Here is a 19,680-nt window from a genome sequence, read left to right on the forward strand (position 1 = left end):
GCTGCTAACAGTGTTAAAAATCTCAATCCTGAGTACAAAGAATATTACTACAAAAAATATGGTGAAGTAACTACTCACCAGCACAAAAGAGCACTCGCACTTACATCTCGTAAATTAGTACGCCTGATTTTTAGCTTGCTGACTAAAAATCAAATCTACTCCAATGATAAAGTTGGAGAGATTCAATAAAATATTTTCCTATCCTAAACCTGTTTTTTTTTGCAAAAACCATAGGTTCTATTAAGGTTACCCTTTTTTAAACATTTCTTTTGTTTTATTTTAAAATATTATCTTGACATATTACCAGATTGCTTCTCAGTTTTTAGGATTTATACATAACCCTTCCAAAAAACAATCTTTTTCTCTATGAAACGTAATCCCATATCTATTAATATACCCGTTACTCCCATTATTAAAATACCAACCACTATGACATTGCTTTTTAAAAAATTTGATGCATCTAATACCATCCAGCCTATACCTGAAGTAGCAGCTATCATTTCAGCAGAAACTAAAGTAGTATATGATACACCAACTGCTGTTCTAATACCTGTAAAAATATCGGGTAAACATGCAGGTAATACTATCTTAAAAAATATCTTTTTTTGATCTGCACCTAAGGATTTAGCACTCAATACATAATCCTCATTAATTTTTCTAACAGCAGATACACAAGAAATATATATGGGTGCAAAGGCTGCTAAAAACAACAATGTTATTTTTGATGTATCATCAATACCAAGCCATAATATAAGTAATGTGTAATAGGCAAGTGGTGGCAATGGACGATAAAACTCAACTATCGAATCAGCAATTGCTTTAACTTTGCTAAAATATCCGCTCAATAACCCAATAGGAATTGCAGTTATAATCGAAAGCCCTAAAGCTAAAAATAACCTTTTAAAGCTGGCTCCAAGATGTATCCAAAGAGGAACTCCATTATAACCATCTTTTAAAATACTAATAAAAGTATTCCACACTTTATATGGTGATGGTACTAATGTAGACGAAACCAACTGTAATTTAGTTATTAGATACCACACACTTAAAATCACAACCCAAGTAACTATAGTCAAAGTTTTTTCAGTTTTATTCTTTTTTATTGTATTTTTTGAACCCTTTTGTTTGTTTAAGCCCATAAATTACTCTCCTATATAATCAAATAAGTTTTTAACATAGTACTCCTCTACATTATACACTAAAATATATTTTCTCCGTATAAATATATTAGTAAGGCTAATGAGTATAACCCAGTTGCCTTACTAATAAAATACAATCTTTTAGAAATTTAAACTTGATTTAGATAAAGAAACTTTTATTCAAAGTTATATTCTGTAACTATTTTTTCTCTTCCTGTTACTTGATCTTGGAAATACTCATAGCAACAAATTCCTAAATATGATCCAGAGATATTATATACATTCTCATATCCCAAATGTTGCAATGCCATTAGTGCATTATAACTTCTTTGAGATGAACGACAATGCAAGTATACTGGTTTATCCTTTGGAATCTCATCTAATCTATCTCTAAATTGGCTCAATGGAATATTTATTGCATTTTTAAGATGTCCTTCTGCATATTCATCTTCTTCTCTTACATCTATGATAAATGCATCATTTTCTACTAATTCTCTAACCTTGTATACTGGGATTTGTCTAAACTGACCATTTAAGATATTTAATGCTACTAATGCTGCATGATTTACTACATCCTTTGCAGTTCCAAATAGTGGTGCATAGCATAATTCTAGTTCTTTTAGGTCTTCTAGATTTCCACCCATTAATATCATTGTTGCAATAACGTCTATTCTCTTATCTACATTACCTTTTCCAATTGCTTGAGCTCCAAGTATTTTACCAGTTGGATATTCATATAGCAATTTGAAATGCATTGGATTACTTTCAGGCATTAGACCTACTTTATCTCCAGGAATCAAATATACAAAATCATAGGAAATTCCTGCTGCTTTTGCAGTTTTTTCATTCAATCCTGTAGATGCCGCTCCTAAATCAAATACTTGAACTACAGAAGAACCTATTACTCCATTATTTCTATGGGGTATATTATACATATGATCTGCTGCTGCTCTCGCCTGTCTTTGAGCTGGACCAGCAAGGGCAAGTCTTGATTTCTTATGAGTTAGACGATTGTATACCTCTATAGCATCTCCAACAGCATATATATCCTTATCATTAGTTAAATAGTTATGATTAACCTTAATTCCACCAGTATCTCCTATCTCAAGGCCAGCATCCTTAGCTAAACCAGTTTCAGGGCAAACTCCTATGGCCATTACTACAGCCTTTGCAGGTATTTCTTTGCCTGATTGTAACTCTACTGATTCTTCATTAATCTTTTGTACTCCATCACTTAATACAAGGTTAACTCCTTTATCCAACATCTCTTTATGAAGGATTTGTGCCATATCATAATCAAATGGATTCATGATTTGATCTTGAGCCTCTATCAAGCTAACATTTTTTCCTGCTAATCGTAAGTTCTCTGCTACCTCTACTCCTATAAATCCACCACCAACAACAGCTACATCTTCTATATTATTGCTTACAATGTAGTCATTAAGTTTCTTAATATCTACTACATTTCTTACTGTAAACACATTAGGCTTATCTATTCCATCAATGCTTCTAGGAAGTATTGCTCTAGCTCCTGGAGATAATACCAATTTATCATAAGATTCCTCATACTCTTCTCCAGTTTCTAAATTTTTTACTACTATCTTCTTTTCTTCTCTCTTTATCTTAACTACTTCACTATTAACTCTAGCCTCTATATTATATTGACTCTTAAATTTCTCTGGACACATTAACACTAGATCTTCACTATTCTCTACTATTCCACTTAAATGAAATGGTAATGCACAGTTAGAAAATGATACATTTGGTCCCTTCTCAAACATAATTACTTCTGCTGATTCATCTATTCTTCTTGCCCTTGCTGCAGCTGAAGCACCTCCAGCAACTCCTCCAATAACTAAAATTCTTTTACCCATAATTTATTCCTCCTCTTAATTATTAATCTTTTCTTTAGGCATATGTCTTGTAGGTGGTATGATATTTAATTTGCCTTCAAATAATTTTAACCCTGCAATTCCTCCCAATGAAAGAGCTACTAAGAACCCCCAACCATGTAAAGAGAAATTACTAATGGCAGCATATAGAGCACCAATATTACATCCTTTTGCAAATCTTGCTCCAAATCCCATCATAAATCCACCTAATGCATAGAGTAAAACATCTCTAAAATTAAAATCATAATCAAATTTAAACTTTCCAGCTAATAAAAGAGCCAATACTGAACCAAAGATGATTCCTAAATTTCTTACTGTACCCCCATCATTAAGTAATCCTGCATCAACCTTCTCTACTACATCTGCAAAGGCAGGGGTATTAAAATCAAATCCAAAGTTTTGTAAAAGAGCAACTCCCCATCTTGTAAAGGCAGAAGTAACTCCCCAACTTTTACCTGTAGTGTTTATAACAAATACAAACATAATAGCTATTAATAATCCACCTAAAAGAAAATTCCATCTTTCAACGAAGAATTTATGGTAAGTATTATAACTAAATAATTTAAACTCTTCTTTTTCTTCTAAAGGTAGTTCATCATCAGAAAATGCTGTTTCTTCAAAGGTTCCTTCTACTTTTCTAATATCTTCATACTTCCTTGTAATAATATAAAGACCCAAAAGTAATATGAGAGAAACCAAAACAGCTCCTACATATCCAAATACATCTGGTAAATAGACTGTTGTAGAAATATCTCCCAACAAAGATTGGTCAAATTTATATCTTAATCCATGACCAGGAACAGCTCCAATTACAAAGAATACAAGAGCGATAGCAGCACGGATAGCCCCTTCTCCTAAATCAGTCAATGTTCCTGATGCACATCCTCCAGCTAACATCATGCCTATTCCGAAAATAAAGCCTCCAATTATCACTGCTAAATTCAAAGCCCTTACTGAACCATATCCTGGAATAGCTTCTGCTCCAGTTGATACAGCTGCCCAATGTATTCCTGCCATTGCGATTATAGTTATTCCAAACATTATTAACAATGCTTTGGTAAGACTTCCCTCTCCAGTTATATAAATTCTCTTAATTCCTCCAGCAAATCCAAATCTTGAACGAGTTAGAATATAACCAAAGATAATCCCTGTAATTAGATATACAGTTAATTTAGAACTAGAACTACTTAAAGAAAATCCAAAAAATCCAATCAGTATAATGCCTATAATGGCTATTATAGTTTGTGTTTTGCTATTTTTTTTCATTTTTGTCCTCCATTTATCTTTTTTGATATGGCAAAGCACTTCACTTTTATCGCACTACAGTATATACTAGATATTAAATTTTTTGTATATCGTGTTTTATATGCTGTATAAGTAAAATCTGTATGTCTTATTGATATTTCAGCAATATATAATAAGTGGTTAGCTTGATGCCTTTTTGGCAAATGTATTTCCGATAATTCCACCAATAACCATAAATATTAAAAATATCCATCCTGATAGTGAAAAATTAGCTATAGGTGTATATAAAGCCCCTACATTACAACCGTTAGCAAGACGTGTTCCTAATCCCATGGTTATACCACCTAATGCAAATAAAAAGACTTCTTTTACTGTTATATGCATTTCTGACATAAATTCTTTTTTTAGCTTACCAGCAGTTAATAGATAAAAAATAGTTCCTATCAAAATGCCAACATTTTGTACTGTAATCGGATGCTCAAAGAATGGTAATTCAAAAACACTTGATGACATTTTAGTAAAGGAAGCTAATGAGTCAGCTGAAACCCCAAACATCATTAAAAACTTACCAAACCAAATCCCATAAGGAGTAGATGCACCCCATCCTGCTTTTGTAATACCCATTAATAGTACAAATATAATACTCATAGCCATTGCCCCTTGTTTCAAAGTCCAAGGTTTTATAAACAAACGATTATAGTTTGCAGTACTAAAAAATGCATGGTCTTCATCGGCACATGCCCCTTGACTAGTAGCTAAAGAACTAGAGTCTACTATACCTAAAACATAATCTTTACTCTCTTGAATCTCTTCCATTGGATGACCGATGTAAGTGTTCTTTCTCCTGCGATATTTCTCATACCTACATGCTACAAAAGCTACTAAACTAGCTAATAAAGCAATAGTTATCATAGCTCCTATATAACCTTCAAAACCATCCCATTTAAACAGGTCTGGCAAATAAACTCCCCCAGCTGTCTTTTGACCTACTTCTGTGGTAAACCAAGACCTTCTAACCAAACTTGAAGTCCTTTGTATTGGAAATCCAATGAATATACCTAAACCGAAAAATATCAATGTTACAAATGCCCTAGGAAATCCTGTTGCTAAATCAGTAAGTACCCCTGAGGCACAGCATGCAGAGAATGACATCCCAAATCCAAATAGCAAAGCCCCCAACATTAATCCTAAGTTAATAGGATTAATCCAAAGTCCATAACTACTAGGATCTCCTTTAAATAAAAATGCTGCATTTAATAAAGCTGTAATGAAAAACATAAACATCATAGTTCTTGCCAATTTTGTTGATCCAGTATTATATGCACGGTTAACACTACCTGCAAAGCCTGTATAAGCCCTTGTAAGGGTATATCCTAATCCCAAACCAACTAAAAGTCTAAAGAATAACATATCTGTCTTTAGAAACATTTTCCCAAAAATTAATACTAATAAAATACCTATAAATCCCAAGATGTTTTCTAGTTTATTCATTTTTTTACCTCCTCCAATCAATTATTTTCTAATTTAAAAGATTCTAAGCATTACATTCATATTAACGCTAATGCTTAAATCAAAGATATAATTTTAACACTATATTGCTAATAATAACCCTCCCTTTTAAGTGTTATTATTTTAACGTGTTATAATTGTAACATAGTTCAAGACACTTCTATTCTTTGAATAAGTAATACTGGATAAGAAAAAATGATATCAAATAATTTTCTATTAGTTAAAATTTTTTAAAATACTGAACTCACCATAAAGAATTCAGTATTTTAAGTGAATCAAAACATTAAGACATATCTTGTTGATTTACCTCTACTTTAGTATTCTCTGGCCTTTGTACTGGTAAAGAACTGTCCTTAGACCATTGAACCCATGCACCATCATATAATTTAAGATTTGTATATCCTGCATTGTAAAGTGCAAGGTATGTTTGGGCACCTCTAATTGAAGTTTTACAATACATAATAGCAGTATCTTCAGGTATGAGCCCCTCATCTAAATACATTGTCTGAATATCAGAAACTGATTTAAAAGTGCCATCGTTATAATTATTGTCAATATAATTCATCAATACAGAACCTGGAATAGTTCCTGCATCATATTCTTCTTGAGAACGAGTGTCTATTAACATCACATTTTCTTTAGGGTTGTTTACTTGCTCCTTTACATCATCGATAGTAGCAATCATACTTGTATCTTTTTCCTTAGCTGTATATTCTACAGGGGAAATATTGGGTAGTTCTTTGGTAAATTCAGCACCAGCCTTACCCAAAGCCTTTAATCCACCACTGACAACTTTGACATCTTCATGTCCATAAACCTTCAAAGTCCACCATAACCTTGCTGAATCCATGTTGTTATTATTATCATAAACTATAATTGTGGAATCATTAGAAATACCATTTTTGCTCATGACTTCTTCAATTTGTTCCTTTGACCCAAGCATATTTGGTACAGGTTCATTGATTACTATATCTGCTCTAGCAATATTAACAGAATTCTTAACATGATTTTGTGAATAACCTCTAGTATTTTGAGCATCAACTATCACAACATCCTCTTGACTAAGTAAATTTACTGCTTCACTGGCATCAATAATCTCTGTTCCTTCTTCCCCACTAAATGAACTACATCCAGCATTCATGAACATAATTCCCATTATAAGTATAAATAATAACAATTTAGATAACCTTTTCATATTTTACCCTCCATTCTTATTAATGCTATTTGCAAATACTTAAACAATAAATTGTTAATTTATATACAACATAATTATACTTTAAATTTGAAGGTACCTGTCATAACTATTTTTAATATAGTATTTAATTATTAAATATAAACTTTATAACAAAATAATATATAGGAAATGTTATAATTGAAAAGTATTTATAGATTCATGAAATGATTATATTTATTTTATGAGGTGAAAAAATGATCAAAAATAAATTTGATTTAAACAGAAGGATTTTTATAGTACTAATTGCAATATATTTTATATTAAATTTAATATTTTTAACTAAATTTCCTTTTGTTCACTCCGATGAGCCATGGTTAAGTGGTCTATCTAGAAATATCTTAGAAAAGAAAAGTTTTTCTGTTACAGAAACTTTTTTTGACTTATATGAGAGAAATCCACATGCTATCAAATCCTTATTTCATTTAATCCAAATATTCTTTTTGAAGATATTTGGCTATAATATTTTTACCTTTAGATTAATATCTTTAATATTTGGAACTATGACATTATTCTTCTTTTACAGGTTATCTTACATTTTATTTAAGTCAAAAAACTTTGCTCTATTTTCAACTTTTTTATTATCTATAGATGTTCAATATATATATGCATCACATTTTGCAAGACAAGAGATAATATTACTCTTTGTCCTTGTATTAGGGTTATATGTTTTTTATAAAAATAATGATATCAATAATTATTATAGAGATATAATAATAGGAATTTTAATTGGCCTGAGTATAGGTATACATCCCAATAGCTTTATCATATCTCTTGGATTTGGAACTTTGTATTTATATCATATTCTCATTACAAAAAAATTGAAATCTAAAAATATAGCCATATATATTTCTATAGTATCTTTATTTGCCACATGCTTTGTTTTAATAAGCTTTCAATTTGATCCAAACTTTTTGAATCATTATGCAAATTATGGAAGTAAGTTTGGAGTACTTAAACCGATAACATCGAAATTTAAACAAATAAAAAATTTCTATTTGAAACTCTATTATGGTGTTAGTGGCACATACTATACCCCTAATATCAAATTCCAGTTCTATCTATTTGTTACAGTTTTATTTATAACATTAATAAAAATATTCTCTACTAAGAATAAATCTAAAAAAGAGTATCTAATCTCTATGATTTTAGTCATTCTATCTGTGAATATAGGAATAATTTCAATAGGTAGATTTAATGCAACCAGTATAATTTTTCTATTTCCAGCATTCTATTTGTTGACAGTCTATATAATAAGAGATTGTAAAAAATGGAAAGCTTTATGCATAGCTCTAGTATCTATATCACTTATTATTACTACAAGCATTAATATACTGCCATATTTAGATACTTCCTATGACAACTATCTCACCGAAATAGGAAGGATAATCAAAAAAGACGATACTGTTTTGGCTAATCTCAATAGTGAATACTATTTTGAAAATGGAAAGTTATATGACTATAGAAATTTGTCTTATTTAAAGAAGTATAATATGAGTTTTTCAGATTATATATATAATCGTGAAATTAAATATATAGTATATTCTGAAGAGATGGATTATATATATAATGCTAGGCCCATATGGAATGGAGTATATGGTAATCCATATTTCTATTATAATGACATGAAAAATTTCTTAAATACTAAATGTACTCTAATACATAAATTCAAAGACAATATCTATGGAATAAGAATAGCAAGATATATCAATACTAGAGACTGGTGGATAAAAATATATAAAGTGAATAAATAGCCATGGCTATTTATTCACTTTATATATTCTGAATTTTATAATTTTTCATCCTATAACATAATACTATATACCTTAATCTTTCTTTAGTATTATTAAAAGCACTGTGCTTTATTTTTATTGATTCTAAACGATTTGCCATCAATAGCCCTTTGAACAGCTAATATACCATCAAGATGGTCATATTCATGTTGTATTAATTCTGACAAGTCCCCTATTGCATCTAATACACAATCCTTCCAATCCAAGTCTTTATAGTAAATTTTACATTTTTTATATCTATATAATTTTACTTCTAAACCAGGAAAACTCATGCAATCATCCCACATTTCAAATTTTTCATCATCCTCAAACTCAAGCCTAGGATTTATCAAAGCTATCGATCTACCATTGAAATATATATATATTATCCTAAAAAATTCATCAATTTGAGGTGCTGCTATAGCCCTTCCAAACCCATATGACTTCCTAAAATCCATTATAGTATCATGTAAATCATTCACTATCTGTTCCGCTTTATCTATCTCATACTCCGACACCTCTTTACATTTCTTATATAGATTTTCATTTCCTAATAACAATATTTCCCTTATAGCCATTATTTACCCCCTTATATAAATTCAATATTTAACAATACAAAAATCAACCTAATTTATCTCCCTTTTTTACTGGATGATCTGGTTTAATCAGTACAACACCTTCTTCAGCATATACACCCAATATCAATACTTCAGACATAAAATCTGCAATCTGTCTAGGTGGAAAATTTACTACCCCTAAGACTTGTTTTCCCAGCAATTCATCCATTTTATAGCAATCAGTAATTTGTGCACTGGACTTCTTTGTACCTATTTCATGACCAAAATCTACCCACAATTTATATGCAGGTTTTTTTGCTTTTTTAAAGTTTTCAACTTTAGTAATTTCCCCTACTCTAATATCTAATTTCAAAAAATCATCAAATGTGGCCATTTACATCACTCCTAATACAATATATTTAATCCATAGCCTCAATCTGTGGTTCACACGACCATTTGTTGTCTATAATACATCTTGTATTCATAATTATTTTACCATTTATACAATAATATTAATATATTTTTAGTACAACTATTAAGGGAATCTAATTTTGTAAAGAAGGTAAAAGATTTAAAATCTAAACCTGGCTCTCTTCTCACAATGACTTTATTTGTTTTTGTACTTATATTTGTTGTTTTCATATTTAGCTAATTGAAATTTAACTAGTAAGCCACCAATAGTAGTAAAATTGCAGGGTCTACTTTTAGATATTTTAGGAAACTTATTTTTATACCATTGCCTAGTTAATTTTCCTTTTTCTTTTATTTCTTTAATTGCTTCTTGAATTTCTTCATAAGTAACTTTCTTTTTATTTTTCTTTCCTATTCTATAAAAAAAACCTTCTTCATCAATTTTTATTACTTCAGTTTCCTTTCTTGGTTTTTTTATTTTCATTCCAACAAATAGTGGATTCATTATATTGTGTTCATTTTCAATAAATCTACTAGGATTATTTTTTATTGGTAAATCTATATTTAGTATCTCACAAATTTTTTCAATTCTTTTTATAAGTTTATTTTTTTTCCTTTTCTCCCCAGGGAATATTTCCACTTTCCATCATCTTCTATATCTTCTTTAATTAATTTTGCTAATCTTATTATTTCTCTTTGTTCAAGTTTTTCTTTTTCCCTATTTGCAAATAGTTTTTTTAATTTTTCACTTCTCTCTTTAGAATCACAATTTTTTTCAAGTATATATAACTTTTTCTCACTTTCAGTCATATTGTCTAATTTTTTCTGTTCTTTCAACTCTTCAACTTCTTTTTCTAAGTATTTTAGAATTATCTATACCTTGTCGTAAACATTTGTCTTTTGTTATTTCTTCAAAATATCCATACCCAACATTTGATAATAATTGTCCATTTCCTGCATACACTGGACTAATAGCCTTAATATATATTGTTTCTTTGTCTTTATACATGTTAATACCTCCTAAATCAGATTAATTTTTTGATTTCATCTTTTATGTATTTTTAATAAATTGTCTTCAAATTTGCTCTTTAAAATAGCTTAGTAGTATCAGATAACTTCCTATTTCCCTTTTTCACTTTTCCCATTAAAGAAGTTATAAAAATTTATGTTCCAAATACTCCCATAGTACATATGTAGTAAAGTTATGACTCTTTGTATTTTTGTATTATCTTTTATGATTTCAAAAAACTTATTTATGATCTTTTTCATATTTAATCTATTCCATACAAATATACAAAACTCCTCCTTTATTGTAATATCCATGTATTTTTGTATAAAAATTCATAAAAAAATAATTATATTAAAAATTAGATACTTGAAAAATATTGTTATAGTTACTACTTAATCTTGAGTTTTTTCAATATAAATATCAGGATATTTTTGGGTGTATCTTAAATTAATATCTCTATGCATAATATAACTATTTTCTATATAGTCACTAAGTTCAGTATTTATGCCTATAAAAAGCCATGTAGCTTTGTGAAAAATATCCAAAGCTACATGGCTTTAATATAAATTCATATTATTTATACAGTATTAGTAATTCAATCAATACATTACCTTTTACAATTAATATCTAAAAGCTTCTCAACACGTTGATCTTTTTGATATAGTGTCATACTTGATTCCCCGTATCCTTCTATATTTGTATTTGCTCCATTGGCAACCTGCTGGATTTTTTCTATTATTTTATCTCCTCCTTCATCAATTCCTTCAATGCCCTTCATTATTCCTGTTACATCCACATCAATATCATCGTTTATTAAATCTTCATTACCACTGACACGAATTACAGGAATAAGTGGGTTATTGAATCCAGCTCCTCCTGTGGTCCATACAATCATTTGAGCTCCAAAAGATAAAAAATTAATTCCTGATCCACCACATAACATAGTCGCTTCTGATAAATAAAAACCTGGTTCTTTGGGCTTATCAATAAAATTCTTATTTACCTCCAATACATCCAAAATAGGCCTATTTCCCATTTTATGCAAAGCGCCCATGGATTTTTCTTCAAGGGTTGTTAGGCCACCAATACTATTTCCAATACTCATTGTTTCAACTTCAGTTCCTTCTACACTCCATCTACTTTCTTCGTTTTTTATTAAAGATACAATCTTTTCAGCAACTTCTCTATTTTTAGAACGTTGTATAAGTACTTCCTCACATCCTAAAAGTTCCATTAACTCACCACCAATAACAGTTCCTCCAAGATCAATAAACTTGTCTACCATATTTCCTACACTTGGATTGGATGCAATTCCAGAACTTGTATCCGAGCCACCACACTTTACACCTACTATTAACTTTTCTATTGAGACAGGCTCACGTTGAAATGAGTTAGAATATTTAACAAGTTCCTGCATCATTTGTTTTCCCTGTTCAATTGTTTTTTTAGTTCCACCACTTTCTATGCAATTGATACCTAATGCCTTCTTACCTGTTTTTGATATTGGAGACATAATTTGTTCTAATGAAATGCTCCCACATCCCATTGCAATGACTAGACATGCAGATACATTGGGGTTTTTTGCAACTTCAACCATCTGATTAAATGTTTCTTCATTACCACCAAGCATACATGTATAATAATTAGTTAATAAAACAACATCATCGAATCCTTTGGCTATGTGTCGTGCAATTCCTTCACAACATTCATCTACAGAAATAATCAATACTTTATTTCGAATCCCTACTGCTCCATCTGCTCTTTTATACCCCATAAATTCCATGACTATCCCTCCATATCTATATTCATTTGCTTGATAATTTCTTTTTTATAAGATTTAGGTATATCCACTCTTAAGCTTTTAACATTATGAACATGAACCAATTTCCCTTTTTCTATATCTTTCGTACATTCTCCTATACAGACACCATATTTGATGATACTTTCATTTTTCTTAATATCACATAAAGCTATTTTGTTTCCAAATGGTATAGACTCTTTTGCTAGTATAGTATATAACTCTTGATTATTACTAGACATAATATGCACTGTATCTCCGCTTTTAATATCATCAAGGGCAGTTGCAACAATGTCATTATCTTCCATTATAATCATTTTCTTTGTCATTGGCTCTCCTCCTAAATATATATTATTTATAAATACTTTTTTACTTTAATATTTGGATAATCTAAATTCTTAGGATTTAGTTTCATCTTCCAGAGAAGGAACAACAATATCGCCGTCTTTTTCTTTCTTAATAGCATGAACAATTCCGATTGCAAATGCCACTGCTGTTGCAATAACTATATATAACTTAATAGATGCAATAGAATTAATAATAATTGCAATCTGAACCAAACTAGCCAAGATAATTGCAGTATAAAATACACCATTGGGAACATTTTTCAGACACTCTCTGTTAGCCCATGCATTAGGATACCTTTTAGGAATTAAAGCAAAAGAAATCATCATCAGAATTCCCATCAGTAGATCTGTGAGCAGCAATGTATTTGCAATAGTATTGATATCCCACTTAAGCACAAGGGGGATCATAGAGCATAAATACACCACTGTTATAATCATCCAGGGACTGCCATTTTTATTTGTAACGCCAAACTTTTTAGGAAGCCAACCATCTACTGTAGCTTTATAAAGAGGTTCTGTATATGCACACATGCAACTATTAATAGTCGAAGATAATGCCATAAAAGGTGCCGCAATCATAAAGAAAATAAATACTGGCTTAGAAAGTATCTCTCTAGCAACAAATGTAAGTGGCTGATTTGCAACAACACTCATTGGAAGCACACCAGATGCAACTATGGAAACAGGAATATAAAACAAGAATATTGCAACAATCGTCCAAATAATTGCAAATGGAACGTCCTTCTTAGGCTGCTTAGAATGTCGACTGAAAAAAATAACCATATATGTTCCATATGTGGAGAACATAAGCAAAAATGCGCCTTTAAATAGACCTTTAAATCCATTTGGCATAAAGTTATCATTTAGAGCTGGAGAAAGTAATGTAAAATCAACTTTACTCATACCCATAATAGCAAATGTTGCTAACCCAACTAAAAGAAATGTTACTAAAAAATTTTGTGCTCTTGAAAGAAAATTTGCCCCAAATAAGTTAATGCAATAAAAAACTGTAAGTGCTACTGCTGCTGTAACCTGAATGGGAATATTGGGAAAAATTGATTTAACATATGTGCCCAATCCTACAGCATAAAGTGCAATGCTAGGAAGATACATAAAAAAACTAACTACATATATTCCAGCAAACTTTTTCCCAAGCATCGTATTGATCAATGCATAGGGACCACCATCAAATCTCAACGTACTTCCTACAAATAAAACTGGAATATTATATATGGCACCTAATATCAAAGCAATTGTATAGGCAAGCCACAAAGAATGTCCTGTCATTCCCATTGCCTGTCCAACCAATGTAACAACACCTGCACCAATCATATTACCTACATTCATTGCAAGTAATGTCCATTTTCCCATAGCACCTGTATGCAGCGTATTGTTGGAAACATTTTCACTCATTATAAAAACCTCCTCATAGCTTATTTAACTTCAAATTTTTTTATTAAATCTTCGTCCAATTCAACACCTAATCCAACACAATCTGGAACTGTAACATATCCATTTTTAAATTGAATTCTATTTTTAACAAGGTCTGTAAACAACGGACTATTGCTTTGTGAATATTCTATAAGGTCGCCTTGCTCTGTTACTGCTAAAAATTGTACTGTTGCAGCAAGAAGTATACCTGTACTAAACCCATGTGGAATCATTTTTGTTCCATTTAATTGAGCAATGTCATATATTTTTTTCATTTCACTAATACCACCACAACGGGTTATATCTGGCTGTACAATATCTGGCTGAGCATTTTCAATAAAAGTTTTAAATTCATATCTAGTTGTTAGAGACTCTCCACCAGCTACTTTAGCTGACGTTTGACCAGATAATTTTGCATAACCCCTTAAATCATCAGCCATAATAGGTTCTTCTATCCAATTTAAATTTAAATGTTTTAATCTCTCAAACATCCCTGTTGCATGGCCATAGGTTCTCCATTTCGTTGCAAGATCAATTTGGAGTTCAAAATCATCACCTAATTCTTCTCTAACAGCGGTTACAATTTTACAATCTGTAATAGGATCATCTCCAAGTATACCTCCTCCAAACTTTATACTTCTAAACCCTTGTGCCTTCAACCTTGCTGCTATATCTTTATTTTTATTTGGTTCATCTGCTGGAATAAAAGTTCCATAGGCTTTAATTTTATCTCTATACTTTCCACCCAAAAGCATATATATTGGTACATTATAATACTGTGATGCAATATCCCAGAGTGCAATATCAATGGCACTGATTGCATGAATTCCTGCTCCTCTTCTTCCTAAATAATTTGATGACCAATACATTTTGTTATACAACTTTTGGATTTCTAATGGATTTTCACCAATCAAAATTTCCTTAAGCCCATAACAGTATAGATTTGACCCAGGTGCTTCTATCACTCCTTTCACCACAAGTGGTGAGCTATCACTTTCTCCTATTCCTACAAGACCTTTATCTGTATATACTTTTACAATAACTGCATCTTCGCCCCATGTACATCTTTCTCCTTTTGAAGGTACACGTAAGCAAATAACCTTGACATCTGTAATTTTCATATTTTCCCTCCTCACTTTATTTTTTGATCGACATTTATATTTATAGTGCAAATATTATGCCATTAAAACCTCATAAATAGTTTGTTTAAAAATGTCTAATTTTGGCGGCGAGAGAAAACAATCATAAATCAATTATAAAATTCTGAGTCGAAAGCACTTCACTTATGTGAATTGCTTTAAACTCAAAAACACATTTATATTTTTTACATATTCTTATCATATATGCTATTTGCTATAAAAATAACTATACGTTATAATATTTAATAATATTTAAATTTTCAATGCATATTATAATGTGTTTTTTATAAAATTTATATTATCTTTATTCAAATCATCTACTAATGAGGTGTTTTAATGTCTAATAATATAAACTGTAAATTAGATAGTACTACGTTCTATAAATTAATTAACCATATGTATGATGAAGTTTTTGTATGGGATACTAATTATAGAGTTGTATATGTTAATGAATCATGTAGAAGACACTATGGACGTGAGCCCCAAGATTTAATTGGCAAATCTTTTTTTGATTTGATTGATGCCAAATGGTGGGATCCATCCATACTCCCTATCGTATTTGAAACCAAAAAACCCCATGCTATACGCCAAAAAACCCTACTTGATGCTGAATTATTAACAATCGCTACCCCAATTTTTGATGAGAACAATAACATAAAATATGTTGTAATGAATGTCCGAGATCCTATCTATGAACGAGACTTATATAATACTCAACATCCCTCTAGTCTCAGTACTAAAAATAGTACAGACTTGATACCTATATATAAAAGTGAAAAAATGCAAAAAGTAATTGATTTAGTAAAAAAAATAAGTCTTGTTGATGTTACTTGTCTTATTTATGGAGAATCAGGAACGGGAAAAAGTTTATTAGCTAAATATATGCATGCCATAAGTCCAAGACGGGATAAACCTTTCATCAATGTTAACTGTGCAAGCATTCCTAGCAATTTAATAGAATCAGAGCTTTTTGGATATGAAAAAGGAGCATTCACTGGAGCAGTAAATGCTGGTAAAAAAGGTCTATTAGAAGCTGCAGAGGGAGGAACAATCTTATTAGACGAGATATCTGAACTCCCTTATAATGCCCAAGCAAAACTATTGCATGTGATTCAAAACAAAGAATTTACACCTTTAGGAACATATAAATCAAAAAAAGTTGATGTGAAAATAATTTCTGCAACAAATAAAGATCTTAAGTCAATGGTTGCCTCAGGTCAATTTAGAGAAGATTTGTATTATCGTCTTAATGTAGTAGATATTCATATTCCTCCACTAAGACAGAGAAAAGAAGATATTGAGCCTTTGATTTATTATTTTTTAAATACTTTTTCACATAAATATAATGCTAGACATGAAATATCACCTGCTGCAATTGGTGTACTCCTTAATGCAACATGGAAAGGTAATGTAAGAGAACTTCAACATATTATTGAACGCTTAGTAGTTACCATTGATGACATTGTAATTGATGTTGAACATTTACCTAAAAATATTTTTGAAATTGTTGATTGCAGCAATATTCCTAAGGTTTCGGATGAGCTGTCATTTGATCAGATTATTTCCAATTATGAACGACTTCTTGTCCATGATGCCTACAAAAAAGGGCCCTCTAGCAGAAAAGTTGCGCGTCAACTCGGAATCAGCCAAACAAGAGCCTTGAAGCTTATTAATAAATATATAACTTAAAAAGCAAATAAAAAAATTTTCTTATAGGACATAAAAGCACTGAATAATAACCGTATATATCTCCTTTATCATGTTTGTCTCTTTGCATATTCAACTACTTCACCTTTATTTCAATAAATTAACGGCAAGATTCTCTCTTACCGTTGTCTTTAATCTAGTCTAATTTAAATTGTTTTCCATTTATATTTAAGGATTCTACCACTGTATTGTCAAATGGCAGATTGGGTATATATTTAAGGAATATTTTTTCTTCTCTATTAAAAGATGTAACAAAGTCTATTTCTTCTGTAGTTCCATCGCTCATATTAACGTAAACCTTTGGAATTTGAGTATCGTCGTATTCTCCTGTTCCTAATAATGTAACTCCTAATTGTGAAATATAAATACGTTCTACTTGCCATGTTCCAAAATCCAATTTACACCTAGCTTCTTTTTGTGGTTTCACAGATTGAAGCTTAAATTTAACCCTCCAATCCCCTTCTGTATATCCTCCACTAGATACAAAATATCCCTTTAATAAAACTTCTTTAATATCAATACCTTTCAAGTCAAAGACATACTCAAGGTACTCTCCTCTATCCTTTGTATTCCCTGATTCATCTATTCCAAAGGGAATAGTTGATGGATTGATGTCTAGCCTATTGTCTTCTGTATCAGCAAAATAAAAATAACCATGATCATCTTTGCCCTTACCTGTCCATTTCGTCTGGATATGAAGCTTATCATCAATATATCCTATGTTTGAAATATGCATAAAGTCAATATTAGGGAGTTTGATATTCTTTTGATCTCCTTTTAAAACCTGGATTATTCCTTGCTCTTTCCATATTGTAAATAAGTTTCCACTGCCACCAGCTACATGTTCTGTATTCAATGGTATTGTTTTTGAACATGTTTTTTTTATATCTGACAAGACAATTCCTGTCTCTACTTCATCAAATACTTGGTAATCACTTAAAAAAGATGAGACTGAAAGATGTAGTTTTTTACCATTTAGTTTCTCTCCACCATTTACTTGTATTCGCAATGTGGCAGTTTTACTCGCTTTATCATAATTAATGACCTGGGCATTAAACCCCCCCCCTTTTGATAATGAGTAATTATACAAATCGATGGATTCACCAATTCTATCTCCTATTAAATCTTGCATAGTTATATAGATTACTGCCATTTCATCATCATTATATGCTGCAACTACTTCCATCTTGATTCCGTTGTCTTCACTCGACTTCCCAATTGGTTGAAGTATGTCTGCTATCTCTGGGCTTACTATAGATATAATATTATTAAAACTTGGAATAGTAGCTGCTAATACCCCTACAGATAACATCAGACAAATACATGTTACCATTGCTATCCTTATTATTTTTTTCTTGCTGACAAAATCATTTTGCTTTAGTTTTTTATGTACCTCTGAAACAATGTCATATTCAGGAGTTTGAATATTGTTTAATCTATCTTTGATGATCTCCTCATCATGATCAAATTTCATTTGAATTCCTCCAATCTTTTACAACAAATGTTCTCTTTTTCTAATGCCTTTATCAGCTTATTTTTTGCCCTTTCATATCGTTTTCGCAGTGTAGCAGCAGATACTTTATAGATTAGTTCTAATTCTTTATAGCTTTTTTCATCCATTATTCTACTAAATATCAATGCACGTTCCCCACCTGATAGCTTTAAAAGGGCTTTTTTTAAATCCTCGCTTATAAAATTTGTAAACCTATCCTCTGTATTGTTATTTGCTTCAGGTATAAAAAATAATATTTTTCTCCTTCTTTTCTTTCTCAATATATCTATACATGTATTGTATGCAATACCATATAGCCATCCTGACAAAGAATGTCCTTTTTTAAAACTTTTTCTTTTATTATAGGCTTTTATAAATGTTACTTGTACTGCATCCTGTGCTTTGTGGTAGTCACAAATAATATTATGGCAATAACGTAACAAAGGCTGCCCATATAACTCAATGGCACACTCGAGCTCATACTCTCCACCCTGAGCAAAAGACTCCTCTAAAACCTTTTCTTCCATATCTGCACCCCTTTCTTTTGAATTAAAAACTAGTCTTCACTTCTAATACGTTTGCCACCTTATATTTGTGACATCAATTTCTTTTTCTTCCAAATATGTATTTTACCCTTTGATGTGATTTCTTTAGTATTAACCCAATACAAATAAAAAAGATAGCAAAATATTGCTATCCCCCTGTGTTAGAATAGTTGTCATATAGATGTTATAATAATTGTGAGTAAAGAAAGGATGACAATCTATATGAAAAATAAGAGCTATAATAAAGAATACATTGAAGATATATTAAGGCAAATATCTCCGCCAATAAATAAAAAAGTATCACAGGTATCTAAGGAAACAGGAGTATCTACAAACACTATCTATGGGTGGAAGAGAAAAGCTAGAATAGAAGGCAAATTAATACCCAATAGTAATCCTAATCGACTTAAGAGATGGAGAAAAGAAGATAAACTTAAAATTGTAATGGAAACATTT

General features: G+C 30.7%; 19 protein-coding genes and 1 pseudogene. 4 read left to right on the forward strand and 16 right to left on the reverse strand.

Annotation, left to right across the window (positions count from 1 at the left end):
- Nucleotides 1–189: pseudogene (locus tag Q326_RS18795) on the forward strand (IS110 family transposase); the annotation flags it as partial.
- Nucleotides 190–329: 140 nt separating this feature from the next.
- Here Q326_RS18795 and Q326_RS0113200 read toward each other — a convergent pair.
- The 5 genes from Q326_RS0113200 to Q326_RS0113225 form a co-directional block, all read right to left on the reverse strand.
- Entirely contained in the window at nt 330–1,139 is an 810-nt protein-coding gene (locus tag Q326_RS0113200) for an ABC transporter permease (RefSeq protein ID WP_051531485.1), read from the reverse strand.
- A gap of 176 nt (nt 1,140–1,315) precedes the next feature.
- Nucleotides 1,316–3,013 carry an FAD-dependent oxidoreductase gene (locus tag Q326_RS0113205; RefSeq protein ID WP_026895814.1) on the reverse strand — a complete coding sequence of 566 codons (1,698 nt, stop codon included), beginning with the start codon at nt 3,011–3,013 and terminating at the stop codon, nt 1,316–1,318.
- A gap of 15 nt (nt 3,014–3,028) precedes the next feature.
- Nucleotides 3,029–4,297 (reverse strand): YeeE/YedE family protein, encoded by a 1,269-nt coding sequence (locus tag Q326_RS0113210; RefSeq protein ID WP_026895815.1) that lies wholly within the window; start codon nt 4,295–4,297, stop codon nt 3,029–3,031.
- Nucleotides 4,298–4,456: 159 nt separating this feature from the next.
- Nucleotides 4,457–5,767, reverse strand: coding sequence for a YeeE/YedE family protein (locus tag Q326_RS0113220; protein WP_026895817.1), 1,311 nt, complete (start codon nt 5,765–5,767; stop codon nt 4,457–4,459).
- Nucleotides 5,768–6,068: 301 nt separating this feature from the next.
- Nucleotides 6,069–6,980: a sulfurtransferase gene (locus Q326_RS0113225; protein WP_026895818.1), complete on the reverse strand. Its 912-nt coding sequence runs from the start codon at nt 6,978–6,980 to the stop codon at nt 6,069–6,071.
- 233 nt (nt 6,981–7,213) lie between these two features.
- Here Q326_RS0113225 and Q326_RS0113230 point away from each other — a divergent pair, with 233 nt between their 5' ends.
- On the forward strand, nt 7,214–8,770 hold the full coding sequence (locus tag Q326_RS0113230; protein WP_026895819.1) for a phospholipid carrier-dependent glycosyltransferase: 1,557 nt from the start codon (nt 7,214–7,216) through the stop codon (nt 8,768–8,770).
- A gap of 92 nt (nt 8,771–8,862) precedes the next feature.
- Here the strand turns inward: Q326_RS0113230 and Q326_RS0113235 are convergent, their stop codons facing one another.
- The 9 genes from Q326_RS0113235 to Q326_RS0113280 form a co-directional block, all read right to left on the reverse strand.
- Entirely contained in the window at nt 8,863–9,366 is a 504-nt protein-coding gene (locus Q326_RS0113235) for a peptide deformylase (protein WP_026895820.1), read from the reverse strand.
- A 43-nt stretch (nt 9,367–9,409) separates the two neighbouring features.
- Complete coding sequence (locus Q326_RS0113240) at nt 9,410–9,739, reverse strand: tRNA-binding protein (RefSeq protein WP_026895821.1); 330 nt, start codon at nt 9,737–9,739, stop codon at nt 9,410–9,412.
- Nucleotides 9,740–9,952: 213 nt separating this feature from the next.
- Nucleotides 9,953–10,396: a hypothetical protein gene (locus Q326_RS0113245; RefSeq protein WP_245592112.1), complete on the reverse strand. Its 444-nt coding sequence runs from the start codon at nt 10,394–10,396 to the stop codon at nt 9,953–9,955.
- Nucleotides 10,351–10,593 carry a hypothetical protein gene (locus Q326_RS0113250; RefSeq protein ID WP_026895823.1) on the reverse strand — a complete coding sequence of 81 codons (243 nt, stop codon included), beginning with the start codon at nt 10,591–10,593 and terminating at the stop codon, nt 10,351–10,353. Before Q326_RS0113250 ends, Q326_RS0113245 begins: the two co-directional genes overlap by 46 nt.
- Nucleotides 10,594–10,597: 4 nt before the next feature.
- Nucleotides 10,598–10,765, reverse strand: a complete 168-nt coding sequence (locus Q326_RS18560; RefSeq protein WP_156936315.1) for a hypothetical protein — start codon at nt 10,763–10,765, stop codon at nt 10,598–10,600.
- Between the two features lie 607 nt (nt 10,766–11,372).
- Nucleotides 11,373–12,548 carry a UxaA family hydrolase gene (locus Q326_RS0113265; protein ID WP_034602310.1) on the reverse strand — a complete coding sequence of 392 codons (1,176 nt, stop codon included), beginning with the start codon at nt 12,546–12,548 and terminating at the stop codon, nt 11,373–11,375.
- Nucleotides 12,549–12,550: 2 nt separating this feature from the next.
- On the reverse strand, nt 12,551–12,892 hold the full coding sequence (locus tag Q326_RS0113270; protein WP_026895825.1) for a UxaA family hydrolase: 342 nt from the start codon (nt 12,890–12,892) through the stop codon (nt 12,551–12,553).
- A 69-nt stretch (nt 12,893–12,961) separates the two neighbouring features.
- On the reverse strand, nt 12,962–14,323 hold the full coding sequence (locus Q326_RS0113275; RefSeq protein WP_026895826.1) for an APC family permease: 1,362 nt from the start codon (nt 14,321–14,323) through the stop codon (nt 12,962–12,964).
- Nucleotides 14,324–14,343: 20 nt separating this feature from the next.
- Nucleotides 14,344–15,462 carry a mandelate racemase/muconate lactonizing enzyme family protein gene (locus Q326_RS0113280; protein WP_026895827.1) on the reverse strand — a complete coding sequence of 373 codons (1,119 nt, stop codon included), beginning with the start codon at nt 15,460–15,462 and terminating at the stop codon, nt 14,344–14,346.
- Nucleotides 15,463–15,816: 354 nt separating this feature from the next.
- On the opposite strand from Q326_RS0113280, the gene Q326_RS0113285 reads away from it, so the two are divergent.
- Nucleotides 15,817–17,169, forward strand: a complete 1,353-nt coding sequence (locus Q326_RS0113285) for a sigma-54 interaction domain-containing protein (protein ID WP_026895828.1) — start codon at nt 15,817–15,819, stop codon at nt 17,167–17,169.
- Between the two features lie 154 nt (nt 17,170–17,323).
- Here the strand turns inward: Q326_RS0113285 and Q326_RS0113295 are convergent, their stop codons facing one another.
- Together Q326_RS0113295 and Q326_RS0113300 are read right to left on the reverse strand one after the other, a co-directional pair.
- Nucleotides 17,324–18,661 carry a DUF4179 domain-containing protein gene (locus tag Q326_RS0113295; protein WP_026895829.1) on the reverse strand — a complete coding sequence of 446 codons (1,338 nt, stop codon included), beginning with the start codon at nt 18,659–18,661 and terminating at the stop codon, nt 17,324–17,326.
- Nucleotides 18,658–19,206 carry an RNA polymerase sigma factor gene (locus Q326_RS0113300; protein WP_026895830.1) on the reverse strand — a complete coding sequence of 183 codons (549 nt, stop codon included), beginning with the start codon at nt 19,204–19,206 and terminating at the stop codon, nt 18,658–18,660. The genes Q326_RS0113295 and Q326_RS0113300 overlap by 4 nt, the downstream gene beginning before the upstream one ends.
- A 240-nt stretch (nt 19,207–19,446) precedes the next feature.
- On the opposite strand from Q326_RS0113300, the gene Q326_RS0113305 reads away from it, so the two are divergent.
- Nucleotides 19,447–19,680 (forward strand): transposase (locus Q326_RS0113305; RefSeq protein WP_026894266.1); only part of this gene is annotated, 234 nt, incomplete at its 3' end.

Origin of the sequence: Clostridiisalibacter paucivorans DSM 22131, assembly GCF_000620125.1 — a bacterium.
Taxonomy (GTDB): Bacteria; Bacillota; Clostridia; order Tissierellales; family Clostridiisalibacteraceae; genus Clostridiisalibacter; species Clostridiisalibacter paucivorans.

Excerpts from the sequence above, each read along its gene's own strand:
- Q326_RS0113200 (WP_051531485.1), bottom strand. The coding sequence starts at position 1,139 with ATGGGCTTAAACAAACAAAAGGGTTCAAAAAATACAATAAAAAAGAAT.
- Q326_RS0113205 (WP_026895814.1), bottom strand. The coding sequence starts at position 3,013 with ATGGGTAAAAGAATTTTAGTTATTGGAGGAGTTGCTGGAGGTGCTTCA.
- Q326_RS0113210 (WP_026895815.1), bottom strand. The coding sequence starts at position 4,297 with ATGAAAAAAAATAGCAAAACACAAACTATAATAGCCATTATAGGCATT.
- Q326_RS0113220 (WP_026895817.1), bottom strand. The coding sequence starts at position 5,767 with ATGAATAAACTAGAAAACATCTTGGGATTTATAGGTATTTTATTAGTA.
- Q326_RS0113225 (WP_026895818.1), bottom strand. The coding sequence starts at position 6,980 with ATGAAAAGGTTATCTAAATTGTTATTATTTATACTTATAATGGGAATT.
- Q326_RS0113230 (WP_026895819.1), top strand. The coding sequence starts at position 7,214 with ATGATCAAAAATAAATTTGATTTAAACAGAAGGATTTTTATAGTACTA.
- Q326_RS0113235 (WP_026895820.1), bottom strand. The coding sequence starts at position 9,366 with ATGGCTATAAGGGAAATATTGTTATTAGGAAATGAAAATCTATATAAG.
- Q326_RS0113240 (WP_026895821.1), bottom strand. The coding sequence starts at position 9,739 with ATGGCCACATTTGATGATTTTTTGAAATTAGATATTAGAGTAGGGGAA.
- Q326_RS18560 (WP_156936315.1), bottom strand. The coding sequence starts at position 10,765 with ATGTATAAAGACAAAGAAACAATATATATTAAGGCTATTAGTCCAGTG.
- Q326_RS0113265 (WP_034602310.1), bottom strand. The coding sequence starts at position 12,548 with ATGGAATTTATGGGGTATAAAAGAGCAGATGGAGCAGTAGGGATTCGA.
- Q326_RS0113270 (WP_026895825.1), bottom strand. The coding sequence starts at position 12,892 with ATGACAAAGAAAATGATTATAATGGAAGATAATGACATTGTTGCAACT.
- Q326_RS0113275 (WP_026895826.1), bottom strand. The coding sequence starts at position 14,323 with ATGAGTGAAAATGTTTCCAACAATACGCTGCATACAGGTGCTATGGGA.
- Q326_RS0113280 (WP_026895827.1), bottom strand. The coding sequence starts at position 15,462 with ATGAAAATTACAGATGTCAAGGTTATTTGCTTACGTGTACCTTCAAAA.
- Q326_RS0113285 (WP_026895828.1), top strand. The coding sequence starts at position 15,817 with ATGTCTAATAATATAAACTGTAAATTAGATAGTACTACGTTCTATAAA.
- Q326_RS0113295 (WP_026895829.1), bottom strand. The coding sequence starts at position 18,661 with ATGAAATTTGATCATGATGAGGAGATCATCAAAGATAGATTAAACAAT.
- Q326_RS0113300 (WP_026895830.1), bottom strand. The coding sequence starts at position 19,206 with ATGGAAGAAAAGGTTTTAGAGGAGTCTTTTGCTCAGGGTGGAGAGTAT.